Source organism: Micromonospora sp. PLK6-60, from assembly GCF_019890675.1.
In the GTDB taxonomy this organism is placed as follows: Bacteria; Actinomycetota; Actinomycetes; order Mycobacteriales; family Micromonosporaceae; genus Micromonospora.
The window spans coordinates 343,061-362,493 of record NZ_JAIOAA010000002.1 but is presented as its reverse complement, the minus strand read 5'-3'; the positions used below and the strand labels follow the sequence as shown (position 1 = coordinate 362,493).

Annotated in this window: 18 protein-coding genes; 3 read left to right on the top strand and 15 right to left on the bottom strand. The window is 74.2% G+C overall.

What is annotated here, in order from left to right; genetic code table 11:
- Nucleotide 1 precedes the first annotated feature (1 nt).
- Nucleotides 2-1,480, bottom strand: coding sequence for a tRNA (N6-isopentenyl adenosine(37)-C2)-methylthiotransferase MiaB (gene miaB, locus K7640_RS04635; protein WP_222953427.1), 1,479 nt, complete (start codon nt 1,478-1,480; stop codon nt 2-4).
- 211 nt (nt 1,481-1,691) lie between these two features.
- Here miaB and K7640_RS04630 point away from each other — a divergent pair, with 211 nt between their 5' ends.
- Nucleotides 1,692-2,600 carry an alpha/beta hydrolase gene (locus K7640_RS04630; RefSeq protein ID WP_308042455.1) on the top strand — a complete coding sequence of 303 codons (909 nt, stop codon included), beginning with the start codon at nt 1,692-1,694 and terminating at the stop codon, nt 2,598-2,600.
- Between the two features lie 126 nt (nt 2,601-2,726).
- Here K7640_RS04630 and fxsT read toward each other — a convergent pair whose 3' ends face one another.
- The 14 genes from fxsT to K7640_RS04555 form a co-directional block, all read right to left on the bottom strand.
- Nucleotides 2,727-6,587, bottom strand: a complete 3,861-nt coding sequence (gene fxsT / locus K7640_RS04625) for an FxSxx-COOH system tetratricopeptide repeat protein (protein ID WP_222953425.1) — start codon at nt 6,585-6,587, stop codon at nt 2,727-2,729.
- Nucleotides 6,584-7,843, bottom strand: coding sequence for a TIR-like protein FxsC (locus K7640_RS04620; protein WP_222953424.1), 1,260 nt, complete (start codon nt 7,841-7,843; stop codon nt 6,584-6,586). The genes fxsT and K7640_RS04620 overlap by 4 nt, the downstream gene beginning before the upstream one ends.
- Nucleotides 7,840-8,490, bottom strand: coding sequence for a TIR-like protein FxsC (locus tag K7640_RS04615; protein WP_222953423.1), 651 nt, complete (start codon nt 8,488-8,490; stop codon nt 7,840-7,842). Before K7640_RS04615 ends, K7640_RS04620 begins: the two co-directional genes overlap by 4 nt.
- Before the next feature lie 52 nt (nt 8,491-8,542).
- Nucleotides 8,543-9,364, bottom strand: a complete 822-nt coding sequence (locus tag K7640_RS04610) for an aminoglycoside N(3)-acetyltransferase (RefSeq protein WP_222953422.1) — start codon at nt 9,362-9,364, stop codon at nt 8,543-8,545.
- The gene (locus K7640_RS30935) at nt 9,348-12,149 is read right to left on the bottom strand and encodes an FxsB family cyclophane-forming radical SAM/SPASM peptide maturase (RefSeq protein ID WP_255608042.1); all 2,802 of its coding nucleotides are present in this window, start codon (nt 12,147-12,149) and stop codon (nt 9,348-9,350) included. Before K7640_RS30935 ends, K7640_RS04610 begins: the two co-directional genes overlap by 17 nt.
- 3 nt (nt 12,150-12,152) lie before the next feature.
- Nucleotides 12,153-12,341: a hypothetical protein gene (locus K7640_RS04595; RefSeq protein ID WP_222953421.1), complete on the bottom strand. Its 189-nt coding sequence runs from the start codon at nt 12,339-12,341 to the stop codon at nt 12,153-12,155.
- A gap of 223 nt (nt 12,342-12,564) precedes the next feature.
- Nucleotides 12,565-13,044, bottom strand: a complete 480-nt coding sequence (locus K7640_RS04590) for a hypothetical protein (RefSeq protein ID WP_222953420.1) — start codon at nt 13,042-13,044, stop codon at nt 12,565-12,567.
- A 389-nt stretch (nt 13,045-13,433) separates the two neighbouring features.
- Nucleotides 13,434-14,423 (bottom strand): selenide, water dikinase SelD, encoded by a 990-nt coding sequence (gene selD / locus K7640_RS04585; protein WP_222953419.1) that lies wholly within the window; start codon nt 14,421-14,423, stop codon nt 13,434-13,436.
- Between the two features lie 56 nt (nt 14,424-14,479).
- A complete protein-coding gene (locus tag K7640_RS04580) occupies nt 14,480-14,821 on the bottom strand; it encodes a hypothetical protein (RefSeq protein ID WP_222953418.1) in 342 nt (113 codons plus the stop codon).
- A 4-nt stretch (nt 14,822-14,825) separates the two neighbouring features.
- Nucleotides 14,826-15,143, bottom strand: a complete 318-nt coding sequence (locus K7640_RS04575) for a hypothetical protein (RefSeq protein WP_222953417.1) — start codon at nt 15,141-15,143, stop codon at nt 14,826-14,828.
- Between the two features lie 246 nt (nt 15,144-15,389).
- A complete protein-coding gene (locus K7640_RS04570) occupies nt 15,390-15,587 on the bottom strand; it encodes a hypothetical protein (RefSeq protein WP_222953416.1) in 198 nt (65 codons plus the stop codon).
- Between the two features lie 6 nt (nt 15,588-15,593).
- Nucleotides 15,594-16,103, bottom strand: coding sequence for a hypothetical protein (locus K7640_RS04565; RefSeq protein ID WP_222953415.1), 510 nt, complete (start codon nt 16,101-16,103; stop codon nt 15,594-15,596).
- Nucleotides 16,100-16,630: a hypothetical protein gene (locus tag K7640_RS04560; RefSeq protein WP_222953414.1), complete on the bottom strand. Its 531-nt coding sequence runs from the start codon at nt 16,628-16,630 to the stop codon at nt 16,100-16,102. Before K7640_RS04560 ends, K7640_RS04565 begins: the two co-directional genes overlap by 4 nt.
- Nucleotides 16,627-17,202, bottom strand: coding sequence for a hypothetical protein (locus tag K7640_RS04555; RefSeq protein ID WP_222953413.1), 576 nt, complete (start codon nt 17,200-17,202; stop codon nt 16,627-16,629). Before K7640_RS04555 ends, K7640_RS04560 begins: the two co-directional genes overlap by 4 nt.
- Before the next feature lie 532 nt (nt 17,203-17,734).
- On the opposite strand from K7640_RS04555, the gene K7640_RS04550 reads away from it, so the two are divergent.
- Nucleotides 17,735-18,490: an amino acid ABC transporter ATP-binding protein gene (locus tag K7640_RS04550; RefSeq protein ID WP_222953412.1), complete on the top strand. Its 756-nt coding sequence runs from the start codon at nt 17,735-17,737 to the stop codon at nt 18,488-18,490.
- Between the two features lie 57 nt (nt 18,491-18,547).
- Complete coding sequence (locus K7640_RS04545) at nt 18,548-19,429, top strand: glutamate ABC transporter substrate-binding protein (protein ID WP_222953411.1); 882 nt, start codon at nt 18,548-18,550, stop codon at nt 19,427-19,429.
- Nucleotides 19,430-19,433 lie beyond the last annotated feature (4 nt).

The window sequence follows — 19,433 nt, the reverse complement described above, 5'->3', positions numbered from 1 at the left end:
CTCAGTGCGCGGCGCAGCCGGTGGCGGGGGTGGGTGCCGCGGCCGGCGCGCCGACCGTGGGCAGCCCGAGCAGCACCCCCGGGGTACGCGGGGCCCGCCCCGCCTCGGCCGCGTCGCCGGCCCGGGTACGCCGGTGCGACAGCGGCGCGCCGTCGGCGTTGAGGTGGTGCGGGGCGGCGTACGTGATGGTGGTGTGCACGATGTCGCCGGGGCGGATCGACCCGGCCAGGTCGCCGGTCGCGAAGTGCACGAGCCGGCCGTCCCGGGCCCGGCCGGACATCCGGCCGGTGCGCTCGTCCTTGCGCCCCTCGCCGACGGCGACCAGCACCTCGACGGTCTCCCCCAGCAGCCGCTTGTTCTCCGCCCAGGTGATCTCCTCGACGCAGGCGATCAGCCGGTCGTAGCGCTCCTGCACGACCTGCTTGGGCAGTTGGCCGTCCATCGTCGCGGCCGGGGTGCCGGGGCGCTTGGAGTACTGGAAGGTGAACGCCGAGGAGAACCGGGCCGCGCGGACCACGTCGAGGGTCCTGGCGAAGTCGGCCTCGGTCTCGCCGGGGAAGCCGACGATGATGTCGGTGGTGATCGCCGCGTCCGGCATCGCCGCCCGCACCTTCTCGATGATGCCCAGGTATTTCTCCGACCGGTACGAGCGGCGCATCGCGCGCAGCACGTCGTCGGAGCCGGACTGCAACGGCATGTGCAGCGAGTGGCAGACGTTCGGGGTCTCGGCCATCGCGGCGATCACGTCGTCGGTGAAGTCCTTCGGGTGCGGGCTGGTGAACCGGACCCGCTCCAGCCCGTCGATCTCCCCGCAGGCGCGCAGCAGCTTGCCGAAGGCGTACCGGTCGCCGAACTCCACCCCGTAGGAGTTGACGTTCTGGCCGAGCAGGGTCACCTCGAGCACGCCCTCGTCGACAAGCGCGCGCACCTCGGAGAGGATGTCGCCGGGGCGGCGGTCGCGCTCCTTGCCGCGCAGCGACGGCACAATGCAGAAGGTGCAGGTGTTGTTGCAGCCGACGGAGATCGACACCCAGCCGGCGTACGTCGACTCGCGGCGGGTCGGCAGCGTGGAGGGGAAGACGTCGAGGGACTCGAGGATCTCCACCTCGGCGGCGGCGTTGTGCCGGGCGCGCTCCAGCAGCACCGGCAGCGAACCGATGTTGTGGGTGCCGAAGACCACGTCCACCCAGGGCGCCTTGCGGACGATCTCGCCACGGTCCTTCTGGGCCAGGCAGCCGCCCACGGCGATCTGCATGTCGCGGTGCTTGTCCTTGACCGGGCGCAGCCGGCCGAGGTTGCCGTAGAGCCGGTTGTCGGCGTTCTCCCGGACCGCGCAGGTGTTGAAGACCACCACGTCCGGGGTCTCCTCGCCGGCGGGGGCACGCTCGTATCCGGCCCGCTCCAGCAGGCCGGAGATGCGCTCGGAGTCGTGCACGTTCATCTGGCAGCCGTACGTCACGACGTTGTAGGTCCTAGCCACCTGCTCGGCGCCCCTTTCCTCGGGCTACCAGGGTAGCGGCCCGGTCGGCCGGGCCCGCCGGCCGGCATTGGCCCGCCGGCCCATGGCGGGGGCACACGCCGGGCAGTACGCTGCACAGCAGGACTGTGTTCTGGGCGGTTTCGGGGGCTTTGCGCCACCGATGCGCGTCTCCGCTTCGGGGGAGCACATGACGAACCCGCGGGAGGCCACCGTGACGCTGGAAAACGACGCGCAGCGCACCGTCGTCACCCCCGACGGGCGGCGACTCGCGGTGGAGACCTCCGGCGCGCCCGACGGGCCCGCGGTGTTCCTGCTGCACGGCACTCCCGGCAGCCGCAGCGGCCCCCGCCCCCGCCCGGTCGTCCTCTACCGGCTCGGGGTGCACCTGGTCTGCTACGACCGGCCCGGCTACGGCGACTCGGACCGGCGGGAGGGTCGCCGGGTGGCCGACGCGGCGGCCGACGTGGCCGCGATCGCCGACGACCTGGGCCTCGAGCGGTTCGCCGTGGTGGGCCGCTCGGGCGGCGGCCCGCACGCCCTGGCCTGCGCCGCGCTGCTGCCGGAGCGGGTGACCCGGGCCGCGGTGCTGGTCGGGCTCGCCCCCGCCGGCTCCCCCGACCTCGACTGGTACGCCGGCATGGCCGACGCGAACGTCGACGACTTCGGCCTGGCCGACGAGGACGCCGCCGAGTTACGGCTGTCGCTGACCCTGCGCGCCCAGGACGCCCAGCGGGACCCGGTCACCCTGCTGGAGTTCCTCCGCCCGCAGCTCACCGAGCCGGACATCCGGGTGGTGGACGACGTGACGATCCGCCGCCTGCTGGCCGCCATGTACGCGGAGGCGCTGCGGCACGGCCCGGACGGCTGGATCGACGACGTGCTCGCCCTGCGCCGGGGCTGGGGTTTCGACCTCGGCGCCATCCGGGCGCCGGTGCGGCTGTGGCACGGCGAGCAGGACCGCTTCACCCCGGTGGCGCACTCCCGGTGGCTCGCCGACCGCATCACCAACGCCGAGGTCCAGGTGCAGCCCGGCGCGGCGCACTTCGGCGCGGTGGAGATCCTGCCGCAGACCCTCGCCTGGCTGACCACCCCCGAACTGGCCGACGTCCGGCGCCGCTGAGACCGGCCGGGCCGGTGTCGCTGAGACCGGCCGGGCCGGTGCCGCTGAGACCGGCCGGGCCGGTGCCGCTGAGACCGGCCGGGCCGGTGCCGGGCGAACCGCGCCCGGCGAGCGGCGCGACGACGGTCAGAACGGGTTCGGGTCGATCACCCGGACCACCAGCCGGCGCTCCCGCAACGTCTGCACGCTCGGGTGGTCCTGCCCGATCACGTCGGCCAGCCGGTCGGCCGCGGCCGCGTCGTCCGCCTCCGGCCCGCCGCCCCCGGCCCGCCGGGTGACCAGGGCCAGGTCGCCGAGGCAGCGCAGCGTGTCCGGGTGGCCCGCGCCGACCGCGCGGGCGAGCCGCTCCGCGACGTCGCGCAGCCGGTCCCGGGCCTGCTCCCAGTCGCCGTCCTCGGCCAGGCAGACCGCGTGGTTGACCTCCGCGGCCAGGGTGTGCGGGTGGTCCGTGCCGAGCACCTTGCGCAGCTCCTCCGCGGCCCGGCCGGCGGTGGCCCGGGCCGCGGAACGGCGGCCCAGGGCACGCTCGGCGGCGGAGCGGTTGCTCAGCGTCGCCAGCGTGTGCGGGTGCGTCGGGCCGAGGCGCAGCACCTCCTCGTACGCCCGGGCCACCACGTTCATCTCGGCCAGCGCCCGGGCCTCGTCCTGCACGGCCAGCAGGTTCGCCGCCCGGCTGGACCGGCAGGCCACCGTGTCCGGGTTGTGCGGCCCGAACCGGTCGACGAGCGTCCGGTAGGCGGCCTCGAACATCGGCGCGGCCTCCGCGGGCCGGCCCACGCTGCGCATCGACACCGCGAGGTTCACCTGCGCGGTCAGGGTCTGCTGGTCCTCCGCGCCGAGCACCTGCACGAAGCTGTCCAGCACCCCGCGCAGCAGCGCCACCGACTTCTCGTACTCGCCGGCCTCGCGCAGGTCCGTACCGAGCCGGACCGCGGAGATCAGGGTGTACGGGTTGGTCGGGCCGAGCACCAGCCGCCGCCGCTGGTGCACCTCGTCGTCCCAGCGCCGGGCCGCCCGGTAGTCGCCGACCAGCCGGTACGACACGGCGAGGTTGTTGGCAGCGCTCAACGTCCGGCGGTCGTCCTCACCGAGCACCTGCACCCAGGAGGCGTAGGTGGCCCGGTCCCGGTCCAGCGCCTCGCCGTACCGGCCGAGGGCCCGCAGGTCCCCGGCGAGGCTGCCGGCCGTCATCAGGGTGTGCGGGTGCAGCTCGCCGAGCACCCGGCGCTGCTCGGCGAGGACCGCCTCGTCGAGTTCCCGGGCCTCGGCGAACCGGCCCAGGCTGCGCAGGATGTTCGCCCGGTTGAACCGCAGGTGCAGCAGCTGCCGCGGCAACGCCCCGCCGCCGTCCGGCCCGTCGAGCTGCCCCGACCAGAGCTCGTCCACCTGCTGGCTGAACTCCTCGGCCTGGGTCAGGCCGCCGCGCTGCCACAGGTAACGGACCCGGTCGATGAGCAGTTGGCGCACCGACTCCTCCGGGCAGGTGACCGCCTCGGACACCTCCAGGTGCGGCCAGAGCATCCGCAGCCGGGGCCACGTCGCGGGGTCGTCCACGTCGCCGCGCGGCCGGGACGCCGCCAGCACCAGGTGGACCTGGTGCCGGGCCTCGGCGATCTCCTCCGGGGTCATCCGGTCCCGGACCACCGCCTGCAACAGCCGGTGCACCTGGATCCGGCCGCCCTGCACGTCGAGCTTGAGCAGCGCCAGCCGGTTGATCTGCTGGACCAGGGCGCCGCGCACCAGCCGCTCGGAGACCGACGGGTCGTACGCCACCAGCGCGCCGGCCATCTCGTCGCTGTAGATGAGGTCCAGGGCGATCTCCGGCGCCAGCACCGAGCAGAGCTGCAACAGCCGGTAGGCGGCCGGGGCCTGGTCCCGCAGCCGGTTGAGCGACAGGTCCCAGGTGGCCTCCACCGACAGGGCGCTGGGCCCGTGCCGTTCGATCAGCCGCAGGTAGTCGGGGACCGGCGTGCCCGTCTCGGCCAGCCAGGCGCCCGCCGCGGCGACCGCGATCGGCAGGTCGCCGAGCGCCTCGGCGACCCGGTCCGCCTCCTCCGGGCTGATCGCCGGGACCCGCTGGGTGAGGTGGGCGACGCTCTCCGCCCGGTCGAAGACGTCCACCTGGATCGGGTTGGCCCGCTCCCCCCACGCCCGGTTGCGCGAGGTCAGCAGCACGTGCCCGGAGCCCTGCGGGAGGAACTGCTCGATGTGTTCGAGCTCCTCGGCGTTGTCGAAGACGACGAGCCACCGCTCGTACGGCTCGCCGCGGCCGAGCGCCTGGAGCACGGTCTGCACGGTGTCCGGCAGCGTCGGCCCGGTGGGCAGGTCCAGCCGCGGCGCCAGGTCGGCCACCGAGGTGTCGACGAACTGCGGCGGGTCCGCCACGATCCACCAGACCAGGTCGTACGCGGACCGGAAGCGGTGCACGTATTCCAGTGCCACCTGGGTCTTGCCGACGCCGCCCATGCCCTGCAGGGCGACGGGCAGCACCACCGCGCTGCCCCCGCTCTGCAACTGCCGGCGCAGCTCCGCCAGGTCGTCCTCGCGGCCGGTGAACCGGGCGTTGCGGTTCGGCGCGTTGAAGATCGCCGGCTCCGCGCCGGGATAGCGGGCGGCGCCGGCCGGCGCGCCCTGGGCGGCCGGCGGCACGGGCCGGCCGACCAGCCGCAGCACCCGTTCCACGGCGGTCTCCGCGCTGACGTTGACCAGCTGGGCGGAGGCCTGCGCCGGGAACTCCGCCAGCGGTCGCAGGTCGGCCACGTAGGCGGCGAGGGCCGTCGAGCCGGTGCTCGGCTCCCGCGGCGGCAGGCTGCCGGCGGGCGTGGCCAGGTAGGCCGGCGAGACCACGGTCAGCGTCCGCGGCGCCGGGCTGGCCGCCGAGCCGACCGCGGCGGCCGGTTCGACCACCCGCAGCCCGGCCGCGGTGAGCACCCGCTCCAGCCACTCCGCCCAGACCGCGTCCTCGGGGGCGTACCGGAGCACGATCTGGTCGTCGACCGCCTCGGTCCGGCGCCGGAAGCGGGCCTTGCCCCGTTCCCGGACCGACTCGTCCATCACCGGCAGCGCGGTGACCTCGCCGTCGGTGAGGATCCCGGTCAGCGTCTCGAACGCGGCCAGCAGCGAGGTCGGTGAGCCGGGCGGGTCGCCGAAGGTCGCCAGCGTCTCCTCGTACGCGTAGAACGGCCGGTACGGCACCTCCACCGCGGCCCAGTACCGCCGGCGTTCCGCCTCGGTCATCCCGGTCGGCAGCCCGGCGAACCGGCGCATGGCCAGCGAGCGGCCGGCCTCGGCCTTCTCCTTCTCGGCCTGGTCGACGCGCATCGGCACCGGCAGGATGCGGATGTCGCGGCGGCGGAACCGGTCCCGCACCGAGTGCGCGACCCGGGCCGCCCCCTCGATGCCCTGGTCGCTGAGGGTGAAGCAGTCCACCAGGGTGTCCGGCAGGTGCAGCGTGCAGATGTCGGCGACGTCGCTGAGGCCGGTGCGACTGTCGATCAGGGTGTAGTCGTACTCGCGCCGCAGGTCCGCCCGCAGCGCCTCGAAGAACTGCGCGCCGCCCAGCCGGTTGTAGAAGTTGTCCCAGTCCAGGCCGCTCACCGACACCGCGTAGTCGCTGTTCTGCCGGCCGGCGGAGAGGAAGTCCAGGCTGCCGCCGTCCGGGAAGGTCCAGCGCAGCGAGAAGGCGTGCCGGCCGACCCGGGCGAACTGCTCGACCCAGCGGTCCGGCCGGTCGACGGTCCGGGTGGTCTCCCACTCGTAGTCGCGGATCATGTCGATGACCCCGCTGGTGTTCTGGATCGCCTCGGCGTCGAGGAACGGGTGGAAGAACCGGTGCAGGCCGGGGGATTCCAGGTCCCAGTCGGCGACCAGCACCCGCCGGCCGTTGGCGGCCAGGATCCAGGCGACGTTGGCCAGGGCCATCGTCCGGCCCGTCCCGCCCTTGAACGAGTAGAACGTGACGACCTGACCTTCGCGATCGTTGCTCATCGGTTCTCTCCATGGGGGAACGGTGACGCCGGGTCGTCGTGGGCTTCCGTCTGCTCGGCCCGGTCGGGCCGGGGCCGGGGCCCGTCCCGGAGGCTGGGCGGTGGCTCCGGCGGCTCGGGGAACTCCGTCACCGGGCCGTGTTTCAGGTATTGGCGGCGGGCCTCGTCGACCAGCGCGGGGGTGAGCGCGACGAACTCCCGCACGCTGCCCGCCCGCTTGACCTGCGCTACGCCCGCATTCTGCAACATCGTGGTGACGTCACCGGCGAGCCGCGCGCCGCTCTGCGGGTCGTCCGCGTCGGTAATCACCACGGGCACCACCCAGGGCCGCAGGCCCCGCACGGCCGCGACGAGCGCGCCCACCGCGCCGGGCGCCGCCGCCACCCACGGGTCGATCAGCAGGACGGCGGGCCGACGGTCGAGCAGGTCACCCGCGGCGTCGAAGTCGACCGGACGGGCCGACAGGCCCAGCCGCTCGGCGGTGCTGACCGCGTACTCGGCCGCCGGCAGCTTCTGCTGGTCGCCGAAGGGGCGCCAGCCGCGGCTGGTGGCGGCGTACCGGCTGGCGCCGCGGCCGGCGGGCAGCCGGTCCCGGGTGGGTGCCAGCACGGCCACCGCCAGGTCCGGGTCGGCCGGCGCCGGCCGGGCCACCTCGTCCAGCCCGGGTGCCCGGGACGGGGCGAGCGGGTGACGTTCGGCCGCGTCCACGATCCGGCCGGCCAGCCGGGCCAGCAGGGCGGCGTACTGGTCGTGGTAGACGTCCAGCATGCACAGCGCCCGCGCCCCGTCCTCGGCATAGCGGGGCAGCCCCTCCCCGAGCGCCCGCGCGGGCACCAGGTCGGGGTGCAGCTCCCAGGTGGGGGACGGGATCCAGAGCACCGGCGCCAGATGGATCGACGGGTCGGCGCCCGGGGCGACGGCCAGCCGGCCCCGGAAGGACGCCTGCTCCCCCTGCGCCCACGACTGGCGGAAGTAGCCCGGGGAGTACAGCGGCACGAAGACCTGGGCGCGGCCGAGCGCCTCGGCCAACGCGGCCTTCCAGTCCGCGCCGAGCGGGATCTCCTGGTCGTAGAAGCCGATCCCCATCCCGGCCGCCGGCCGGGCCAGCCGGGAGACCTCCGCCGACAGGTCGGCGAAGAACCGGTTCACCCAGGTGTCGGTGTCGGTGTGCCCGCCGTGCGGCGGCACCGAGTGGGCGTAGCTGAGGAAGAAGTACGTCCCGCGCCGGGTGGCCGCCGCGCCGGCCCGCCGGCTCATCCCCGCCCCCCGGCGAAGAGGTTGCGCAGCTCGCCGACGCCCGCCGGCACCAGGGGCTCGATCCGGCACGCCCGGTGGATCGCGACGATGCGCTGGGCGAGCCGCCAGACCACCGCCCGGTACTCGTTCTCCAACCGCAGGGTCAGCAATCCGTAGACTCCTTCCCGCTCGTACTTGCCCACCACGTCGGCGGGCATCGGGGTCGGCGAGAACCGCTGGATGTCGCGGACCACCTTGGGCAGGTCCGTCTCATGGGTCGGTGACCAGTTGACCGGCACGATCGCCGTCTCGTGGGCCGAGAAGCCGGGGCTGCGCGACAGCACCCGGCGGCGGGAGAAGGCGTGCCACTCCCGGCCGCACCAGTCGCTGCCGAGCAGCGCGCTGGACAGCAGGGGCACGAAGACCTGGCAGGTGCCGGCGGCGCGGAGCAGCTCCGGGGTCCAGCGCTGCCCGCCGGACATGGTGCTGTCCATGAAGCCCGGATCCACGCCGGGCTCCGGGCCGACCAGCTCGCTGACGTGGACCGACAGGTCCTCGAAGAACTGCGGCACGTAGTCGAACGGGCCACCGGCCGCCCGGTGCGGCCGGGAGTAGCTCAGGAAGAACAGCGGCGCCGGCACCCCCACCGGACTGTCCACTGTGCTCACCGATGCGCCTCCGCCCTCCCCACGCGGCCGGACCATCAGCGTAGTCCCCACGTCAACGCCCGAAACCCGGCCGGTGGGCGGTGAACCACTCGACCGCGCGGTCCACCGTGTCACGTACCGGCAGCAGCCGGGCCCCGGTGTCGCCGACCCGACCGACGCGGACGAACGGGGCGCTGTCCAGGGCCGCGCCGACCCGCGGGAAGTCGCTGTCGTCCAGGTCGGCCGCCTCGAACTCCAGGCTGACCCGCCGTCCGTCGACCAGCCGATAGCAGTGGTAGCGGCGGCGCGGCGGCGGCACCGGCAGCCGGTACTCGGCCAGGTGCAGCGCGGTGCAGGCCGCGTAGCCGACGCCGAGCAGCAGGATCTGGCCGCCGGCGGCGTAGAGCCGGCCCAGCGGGGACCGCTCGCCCAGGTGGCAGTCCAGCTCGTGGCCGTCGGTGAACTCGCGGGCGCGGGGGCCCAGCGCGGTGAACGAGGTCTGCGGGTGGTCGCTGCGCACCGCGCCCGGGGTCAGCCGGATGTGCTCGGCGAACGCCCCGGTGCCCGCCGAGGGGGTGGTGGCCCGGTCCCAACCGGGCATCGCCGCGTGGTAGGCGGCGAGTTCCCGCGCGTCCAGGTCGCGGGTGGCCGCCCGGTAGGCCCGGGAGGTCGTCGAGTTGCCGGCGTTCTCGGTGGGCACGAGCAGCGTGCCGGCCGGGCCGATGACCTCCCGCAGCGCGGCCGCCAGGGTGGCCGGGCCGCCCACCGGGCGCACCCGGCGCAGCGAGCTGTGCACCAGCACGTCGTCGCCGGCGCGCAGGCCCAGCGCCCGCAGCTGCCCGACGAGGCGGACGCGGTGCGGCGTGAGCGGGGCCAGCTCAGTCTCCGCCGGCATCCGGGCCCTCCACCGCCTGCCGCAGCCGCCGCACGAAGCGCTCGCCGAGGTCGGTGAGGCCGTCGCCGGCGAGCAGCGCGTCCGCCGCCGTCCTGGTCCAGTCCCGGTAGCGGGTGGCGTGCGCCCGGGCGGCCGCCGCGTCGGCTCCGCCGGCCGTCGCCCGGGCACGCCACACCTCGGCCACCGCCAGGTGCGCGTACGTGCCCTGGAGCACCCCCTCGACGGGGCGCGGATCGGGCCGCCAGGCCACCCGGATCCGGTGCGCCGACACCGGATCGACCAGGTCGTAGAGGTCGAGCAGCGCACCGAGCTTGGCGTGCTGCCACTCGTGCACCAGCAGCACGGCCATCGTCTCCGGCCCGGGCACCGGAGTCACCGCGACCGCGCCGTACGCCTGCCGGGCGGTGGCGCTGCGCAGCGGCGCGGCCGGGTCCGCCGCCAGCGGCACCACGCAGCGCAGCCCGGCGTCGAGCGCCGCACCATGCGCGGGCACGTCGCGGTGCACCGACCGCCAGGCCCCGGCGAGGGTACGCCCCAGCGCGTGCGCGGCGGCGCCGGCGAGCCGTGGCGCGACGGGCTGGTCGTAGCAGTCCCGTTCCGGATCGGTGTCCTCGACGGCGACCTCCCCGCCGGCCACCGGGACCCGCCGGACCGGCTGCCACCCGGCCGGCGGCGGATCGCCGGCGTCGCCCGCCGGCACGCGTTCGGCCGTCCGGGGCGACGGCGGCGCACCGCCGCTGCCCGCCGTCACGCGTTCGGTCGCAGCCGGCGGTGGCGGGCCGGCGTTCAGCGGCACCGCGCGTTCGAGCGCGGGGGGCGGTGGCGGGCCGGCGGTCAGCGGCACCACGCGTTCGAGCGCGGGGGGCGGTGGCGGGCCGGCGGTCAGCGGCACCACGCGATCGGTCGGGCCGGCCCGGATCCGGAAGCCGCCCGGCACGGCGGTCACCAGCGCGCCGGACGGGCCGGTCACCGGCAGCCGGCCCAGCGTGGGCAGCAGCACCGCGCCGGCCCGCACCGGCACCGTCACCGGTGCCGCCACGCCGGCCCGGACGGCGGCCGCGGCGGCCAGCGCCGGCAGCAGGTCGGCGCCGGGCGTGCCGGGGCGCTCCAGCCGGCGGACCAGCCACGGGCGGACGAACGGATGCGCCAGCACCGCGCCGACCGTGGCGGGGGCGGTGGCGTCGAGGTCGGCGAGCAGTTCCCAGGCGGCGCTGCCCCCGGCGACGTCCCGCCAGGTGGCCAGCAGCGCCCGGGTGATGGAGAGCTGGGTCTCGTCGAGCAGCCGCAGCGCCGCGGGGCCACCGTGGCCGGTGGCCAGCTCGTCCAGCAGCCACTGCGCGTCCGGGCCCGGCTGCCCGTCCCCGGCCGGCTGGTCGACCGCTGCCGCCCGCCCGCTCCCGGGCCGCTCCCCGGCCCGGCCATCGACGAGTTGCCCGTTCCTGGGCCGCGTCTCGGGCCGCGTCTCGGACCGCGTCTCGGACCGCGTCTCGGACCGCGTCTCGGGCTGCGTCTCGGGCCGCATCTGGGGCTGCTCCGCGGGCCGGGTCTCGGGCCGCTCCTCGAGCCGGGTCTCGGGCCGGGTCTCGGCGATCGGGTCCGCCGGCCGGCGGGCGGCGCGGCCTCGGTCACCGTTGACCGTCGCGGCGGCGGCCGCTGGACGGCGGTCCAGGGTGGCGATCAGGGTCCACAGGTCGGCGCAGTAGACGGACGGGTTGTCGAAGCCGCGCCCAGACCGCCAGCGGTGCGCGTACAGCCCGCCGCCGCAGCGCTCCACCACGGGGCAGCCGCGGCAGGTGGCGCAGAGCCCGGCCGCCCCCGACTGGCGGACCGCGACGCCGGGGTGCCGGGCGGCCTCGTCGACCGGGTGGGCGAAGACGTCCAGGTCGGTGCCGGCCGCGCCGTGGAAGGCGACCTTCAACGAGTCGACCTGTTCCCAACTGCCGTCGGTCTCCACCACCAGCAGGTCGGCCGGGGCGAGCCCGACCGCCTCGGTCCCACCGGCGGCGGAGCCGCCGGGGGCCAGGGCGTCGAAGAGCCGGATCGGCACCGGCCGCCCGTCGGCCACCCAGCGCCGGTGGATCCGGCCGAGCCAGTCGGCGTACGGGGTGCCGGCCCCCGCCGGTCGCCACGGTGGCCGGTCCCAGGTGGCGTGCGGCAGCAGCAGGTCGATCCGGGGCGGGCGCTCGGCCAGCAGCGCGGCGTAGACCCGGTCGGGGTCGTTACGGATGTCGACGGTGCAGAGGATGCCGGCGTAGCTGGCCCGGTGCGCGGGCTCGCGGAGCAGGGCCAGGGCCCGGCGGGTGTGGGCGTGGCTGCCGCCGCCGTGCGCGAAGATCCGGTGCCGGTCGTGGGCGGCGCGGTCGCCGTCCAGCGACACCCCGACCCTGACGCCGTACGCCACCAGCAGCCGGCACAGCCCGGCGTCCAACAGCACACCGTTGGTCTGCATCCGCAGGTCGAGGGCGGTCCATGGGTCGAGGGTCGCGCGCAGGGTGGCCAACACCTCGCGCAGCCCGTCCGCGCCGAGCAACAGCGGCTCACCGCCGTGCAGCACGACGTGCACGGCGGGCAGGGCGTGCGCGCGGACGTGCTCGGCGATCCGGTCGGCGGCCGCGCGGACGGTCTCCGGCGCCATCCGGGCCGGCCTGGTCCGCCAGGTCTGGTCCGCCTCCTGATAGACGTAGCAGTGGTCGCAGCTCAGGTCACAGCGGCTGTGCACCTTGAGGACGAACTGGCTGATCGGGCGGCACGGGTCCGGGTCGGCGGCACCGCACCGGCACGCCATCCCTCAGATGGCGGAGTTGAAGCAGGCGACGGGGACGGTGACCGGCGGCGTGGCGGCCTGCGGCAGGACCCGCAGGCGGACCAGCGCGAGGGCGTCGGGGTGCTCGGTGGCGACCCGGCCGAGCGGGGTGCGCAGGCTGCGCGTCAGGGCGTCGAGGGACGGAGGGGTCGGACGGGTGGGCGTCTGGTCCACAATGAGTCTCCGGGGGCCCGGGGCGCGGGAGCGCGAGCGGCGGCGTGGCTCGAAGGGCTGCGATCCGTGACCAGAATAGACAACTCTCGACCGGTTGTCACCGTCGGTGCGGCTTCGGGCACCGCCCGTGGGGACCATATTGGACGGTGCCGACCGCCGCCGTCGCGTCCCGGCCGGATCAGCCGGCGGCGCGCGGCGGCGGTCCGTTGGTGTGGTCGGGCCGTCAGGCGGCGGCGAGCACCGGGGCGACCGAGTCGGGCGCCCAGCGCGAGCGCTGACACCGGGACCAGCCCCGACACCGCGGGTCGGCCAAGGTGCACAACCGCTGATTGCTCAGCACCTCGCCGTCGTCGGTCTCCGCCACGTCGAAGTGGACCGGGCGGACCGTGCCGTCCGGCGCGACGAGCAGGTGCCGGCCGGCGTCCAGGGTGTCGTCGGGGAGCAGGCAGTCCCGCCCCAGCAGCCGGGCGAGCGCCGCGATCGACGCGTGCTCGGAGAGCCGCTCGGGCACCCCGTAGCTGTCCACCACGGTGCCGAACCTGCCGGGCGCCTCCCAGACGTCGCAGACCACCGCGTACGCGGGCAGCCGCGCCGGGTCGGCCGCGGCGAGGGGCATCACCACCCGGCCGAGCGCCTCGGCCAGCGCCGGGTACACCACCGCCGGGCGTGCCCCGTCGATTCTCCAGTTCCACAGCTCGGTCATGCCGCCTCCTCGCTGTGCTCGTCCCACCGGCCTCCGGATCGGGCCTTAAAACGATGGTGGGGTGCATATGACCGCAGCCGGGGGCAAGTTACCGGTCTGTGACCATTCCGGGCAAAAAATCCTGGAGCACCGTTGCTCCGAGTAGCGGGAAGATGACAGTTTATCGGGTATGGTGCCCCGGCCGGCGCAAGGCCACGCCAGGCGCGCCGACCGATGGCGTCGCGCCCGGTCACCTTGCGCAAACCGGGGTGTCGCAGGCCAAGGTGGGCAGGTCGCGCCGCGACTCGCGCTCTCCCCAGCGGGGTGGGCACGTCTTGCCGCGCCTCGCGCTCTCCCCAGCGGGGGTGGGAGCGTCTTGCCGGAAGTCGGGGGCGGCAGGGCCACCCGGCTCAGCGAAGCACCACCAGGTGCTCGCCCCGGGGCAGCAGCTCGCCGATCACCGGCGCGCCCGGCAGCTCCCCGGCGACCAGCAGCCCGCCCGAGGTCTGGGCGTCGGCGAGCAGCAGCCGCTCGGCGTCCGAGGCGGCCCCGAAGTCCGTCCACGGGGTCACCCAGTCGAGGTTGCGCCGGCTGCCGCCGCTGACGTACCCGTCACGGACCGCCTCCCGCGCCCCCGGCAGGTACGGCACCGCGGCGGTGTCGACGGCGACCGTGAGGCCGCTGGCCCGGGCCAGCTTCGAGGCGTGGCCGAGCAGCCCGAAGCCGGTCACGTCGGTGCCGCAGCGCACCCCGGCCGCGACGGCCGCCCGCGCGGCGTCCCGGTTCAGCGCGCTCATCGTGGCGACCGCCTCGGCGAACACCTCGCCGGTGGCCTTGTGCCGGGTGTTCAGCACGCCCACCCCGAGCGGCTTGGTCAGCGACAGCGGCAGCCCGGCCCGACCCGCGTCCAGGGTGATCAGTTCCTCCGGGCGTACCACGCCGGTGACGGCCAGCCCGTACTTCGGCCCGTCGTCGTCGACGCTGTGCCCGCCGGCCAGGTGGCAGGCGGCCTCCCGGGCCACGTCCTGACCGCCGCGCAGCACCTCCCGGGCCAGCTCCATCGGCAGCACCTCACGCGGCCAGCAGAGAAGGTTGAGCGCGACGAGCGGGGTGCCGCCCATGGCGTACACGTCGGAGAGGGCGTTCGCGGCGGCGATCCGGCCCCAGTCGTACGGGTCGTCGACCACCGGGGTGAAGAAGTCGGCGGTGCTCACCAGCCCGGTCCGTTCGTCCAGCCGGACCACCGCGGCGTCGTCGCCGTTCTCCAGCCCGACCAGCAGCTCGGCCGTCCCGGTCGCCGGGCTCAGGCCGGCCACCATCGCCTCCAGCTCACCGGGCGGGATCTTGCACGCGCAGCCACCGCCGCGGGCGTGCTCCGTCAGGCGTACGCGTGTGGTCATCCCCATATGATCTCCACTCGGCTCCGACCGCGCCACCGGGACCCGGTCCCACCGGGTCACCGGCGCGCCCGCAGCACCCGGGCGGCCAGGGCGACCGCGGCGGGCCAGCGCCGCCAGGGCACCAGCAGCGCGGCGTGCCACCAGAGCCGAAGGCCCGCCACCGCACGGACCCGGTCCCCCGGCCCGACGAGCACCAGCACCGGTCGGCGGCACGGCGGGCCGGGGACTGTCGACGCGGGCCCCCAGTCGGGCCGGGGGTCACGACACGATCGAAGGGCGACCGGGACGGCGAAGAGGGCCGCCGCCCGCGACGCGATCCCCGCGCAGTCGCCGCAGGCGCTGTCGTAGATCAGATACAGCCGCAGCGGCGTCGCCGCGGTGAACGTGCGCGTCGTCACCACGTCACCCGAGCCCCACCACCCCCGCCAGCGCGATGGAGAGGGTCAACGTCCCGGCCAGCAGGCGACGATGAGCGTCCCAGACCTCGCTCCAGTAACCGTCCTCGTCGTAGTGGACACTGGCCGCCGCCATCACCCACCGGCCGAGGGCGAAGCCCGCCGCCGCCAGCAGCGCACCGCCGAACGGGACCACCAGCACCAGCCCGGCCAGCACCAGGTGCGGCAACGCGGACGGCGAATAGGTACGCATCCCCGTGCCCATCTCGAAACCGAACTGGAAAGCCCCCAACTCGGCACCGCGATACGTCACGGATTCGGGCACCAGGCGACGGTTCTCCGGAATTCGAAAGGACACCAGGCCCAACTCCCTGGCAAATATGGGGACGGCAACGGCGGCCATGAGCGACCACCGCAGAACGGACGGAACGCTCGCCTGAACAATGCCACCGACAATTGCGGAGACAACGGCGACCGCGGTCGCGCCGACCCACAGGCCAACCCCGAAGTAACGAAGTGCGCTTTGTCCGCGCCAGACCGACGCGGTCAGCAGGAACGCTGAGTTGTGGCTTCAAGTGGAGCCGGAGTTCGCGTAGCCGGCCACGGTCCCGGCCAGCAGCAGCGCCACGACGGGTGCCGCCGGCGTGCCGATCGCGACCACACAGCCCACCGCCGCCAGGAAGATGGCGAACCCGATGACGCGCGGGTCCAGCAGGGCCCGACGCCGGGATCGCCCCGGCGTCGGGCCGCTGGTCGCCTCAGCCGACATCGACCGTCAGAGCCCACACTGGGCGATGGTCAGTGCCGTGTACCGCTCGCCGCTGTTCCACACGCATGTGGTGTTCGCGTCCGAGCAGCGGTACGAGCGCCCGCTGTACGTCCACCGCCACGCGTTGCGGCCGCCGCAGGTGGTGACCCGGTTGGAGGTGTAGCCCTCGTCGCTGTAGGACCGGAACCCCTCGAAGTGGTAGCCGCTGGCGCAGGGGTACGAGCCACGCCGCCAGCCGCCGTAGCAGATGGCCGGGCCGCTCCACCAGTTCGCGGCCTGTTCCGTGTAACTGGACGGCGAGCAGGAGGTGAATTCGCTCGTCGGACCGGCGGCCCGGGCGGCACGCCGCTCGATGAACCAGTCCAGCGGGACGAGGGCACTGGCCATGGCGGAGGCCAGCAGCCCCTTGAAGATCAGCCGTCGCGGTGGGCTGGCGCTGCGCAGGGCGGCCACCAGAGTGCTCGGCGCCGCGCCGGCGGGAGCGGTGTCCGCGGAGGGGATCAGATTCAGGTTCACGATGCCTCCAGGGTGGCTACCTGCCCGGCGAGCCCGCGACCTCGGTCACGCGCCTCGGCCAGCAGGGCGGTCATGTCGTTGTCGGCGTACACGAAGCGGCGGTGGACGGTGGTTCCGGCGGCGTCGACGACCGTCACGGTCGGCGTGTAACCCTCGTAGACGGCGGCCCAGGTGTCCGGGTCGACGACGGTCTCCAGCCCCGGGGTGGCGGCGTGCCGGTCCCGGGCGGCCGCGCTGCTGAAGAGCCGGACCACGCGCAGCCCGGACCAGTCGGAGGCCGCCGCCGCGCGGGCCAGCTCGTGACAGGTGGGGCACTCGCCGTCCAGGGTCAGCAGCACGCTGGCGGGCACGCCGGGCCCGGGCCGCAGGGACTCGGGCAGCGACCGCCGGTCGGAGCCGAAGGTGAGATCGGCGATGACCCGTTCGGCCTGCCGCAGCCGGGCGTAGACGGCGAGCACCGCCAGCAGGGCGAACGCCGCCACCACGATGGCCAGCAGGGCGAGGGCCACCGGGAGGGAGACGCTCACGCACCGCTCCAGCTCACTCGGAGCCCGTCCACCAGGGCCGCCGCCCTGCGGTCCGCGTCGTCGCGGAGACCGGCCGGCCGCAGCGGGCTGCCCGGCGGGTGCAGGGTCACCTCCGCCACCGAGTCGGGGCCCGCGATGAGGTAACGCCACTCGTACGCGGTGCCGGTGAGTTGCGCCCGCTCGGCATCCTCCAGGCCGCGCTGTCCGCGCCAGATCTCCCGGTCACCGCTGGTCATCCCCCGCCAGTCCGGCAGCACCCCGGCGCCCTCGGCGGCGCTGCGTACGGCGAGCCAGGCCCACTCGCTCCACCCGGTCAGCACCGTGCCGTGCTGTTGCGTCAGCCGGGGAGAGGTGGATGTCAGCCGCGCCCCGTCCGGGGCGTCCTCGTAGCGAATCAGGTTGATCAGCGAGGCGACGAGGTCGGGGCGCGGGGCCGCGGCGCCGAACCAGGTCGTCGCCTCGTGGTAGGGCCCGACCCAGACCAGGCAGCTGTCGGTGCGATCGGCCGCCTCGTAGAGCAGGACGTCGTATCCGCGTCGGACGAAGGTCCGGACGGAGGCGCCGGGCAGCAACTTGGTCGGAATGAGTCGGTACTGCCCGACCGGCGCGATATGGAAGTCACGTTGGATACGAGGCCCCGCGAGTCGCGTGATCCCGTACCAAACAGCTTCGCCGAATTCCTGGGGAATGTGCACCTGCACTCGCGCACCATCCGGCGCGATACGGACGACCATCCGGGACCCCCGCTCTATTGAGGATTCGCAACTACGTGTATCGATGACCTTACCGACGGATGCCGGCCCCTCACAAGCATCGAGCTCCTCCTATAAGGCAGATTGGACGGAAGGCCGATAAGCAAAGCCGCCGAATATCGGACAGACTGCCGAAACGGTAGGCGGGTCCGGGGCGTCGGCGACGGACGCGGTGGCGCCCATGCGGCACCGGGACGATCGGCGCAATCGGCGCGACCGGCGCGACGCGGGGCCACACCGCCCTCGGTGTTACCGCTCCGTGACCAACCAGGTTGCGTTCCGCCACGTCAGGCCGCCTAGAGTTGCCGGACCGGGGGTCGAGCGACCCACGACGCGAGCAAGCGACAGGACGGTGGACGACGTGACGACGGGCGAACCGCTCATCGTGCTGGACGGGGTCAACAAGTGGTTCGGCCCGCTGCACGTGCTGGACGACGTGTCACTCTCCGTGGGCAGGGGCGAGGTCGTCGTGGTGATCGGCCCGTCCGGGTCCGGCAAGTCGACGCTCTGCCGGACGATCAACCGGCTGGAGCCGATCAACTCCGGCACGATCACCTTCGACGGGCAGCCGCTGCCGGCCGAGGGCAAGCCGCTGGCCAAGCTGCGCAGCGAGGTCGGCATGGTGTTCCAGTCGTTCAACCTCTTCGCGCACAAGACGATCCTGGAGAACGTCACCCTCGGCCCGATCAAGGTGCGCAAGGAGAAGCCCGCCGCCGCCCGCGAGCGCGGCCTGGCCCTGCTCGACCGGGTCGGCATCGCCAACCAGGCCGACAAGTACCCGGCGCAGCTCTCCGGCGGCCAGCAGCAGCGGGCGGCGATCGCCCGCGCGCTGGCCATGCAGCCCAAGGCGATGCTCTTCGACGAGCCGACCAGCGCGCTGGACCCGGAGATGGTCGGCGAGGTGCTGGACGTGATGACCTCGCTGGCCCGCGAGGGCATGACCATGGTGGTGGTCACCCACGAGATGGGCTTCGCCCGGCACGCGGCCAACCGGGTCATCTTCATGGCCGACGGGCAACTCGTGGAGGACGCCCCGCCGACCGAGTTCTTCGCCAACCCGCGCAGCGAGCGGGCGAGGGACTTCCTCTCCAAGATCCTCACTCACTAGGCGTCCGAAATGGAGCGCGCCGCAACCCGGCGGGTTCCGTCGAAGAAGGAGAAATGTATGCGGTTCAAGCGCGTGGCAGCGGTCGCGGCCGCGGCGACCCTGGCTTTCGGCCTCGCCGCCTGCGGTGGCGACTCGGAGGAGGGCGGCGACACCGGCTCCGGCAGCAAGACCTTCGCCGCCGGCAGCACCATGGAGCGGCTGAACAAGGCCCAGAAGATCAAGGTCGGCACCAAGTTCGACCAGCCGGGCTTCGGCCAGAAGGGCCTGTCGGGCAAGCCCGAGGGCTTCGACGTCGAGATCGCCAAGCTCATCGTCAAGGAGCTCGGCATCCCCGAGGACAAGATCGAGTTCGTCGAGACGCCGTCGAAGGTCCGTGAGGACGTCATCGCCAACGGCACCGTCGACCTGGTCGCGGCGACCTACACGATCAAGGACGAGCGCAAGGAGCGGATCTCCTTCGCCGGGCCGTACTACGAGGCCGGCCAGAACATCATGGTCAAGAAGGACGACTCCGCGATCACCGGTCCGGACTCGTTCAAGGACGGCACCAAGAAGGTCTGCTCGGTGACCGGCTCCACCCCGGCCGAGGAGATCAAGAAGTACGTCAAGGACGTCGCCACCCAGCTGGTGCTCTTCGACACCTACGACAAGTGCCGTGACGCCCTCAAGGGCGGTCAGGTCGACGCGGTGACCACCGACAACGTCATCCTGCTCGGCTACATCGCCAAGGACGAGGCGTCCTTCAAGATGGCCGGCCAGAACTTCACCAAGGAGCCGTACGGCATCGGCGTGAAGAAGGACGACACCGACTTCCGCAACTTCATCAACGACATCCTCGAGAAGTCGTACTCGGACGGCAGCTGGAAGAAGGCCTGGGACGACACCGCCGGCAAGTTCGGCGCGGAGCTGGGCAACCCGCCGACCATCGAGCGCTACTGACCGA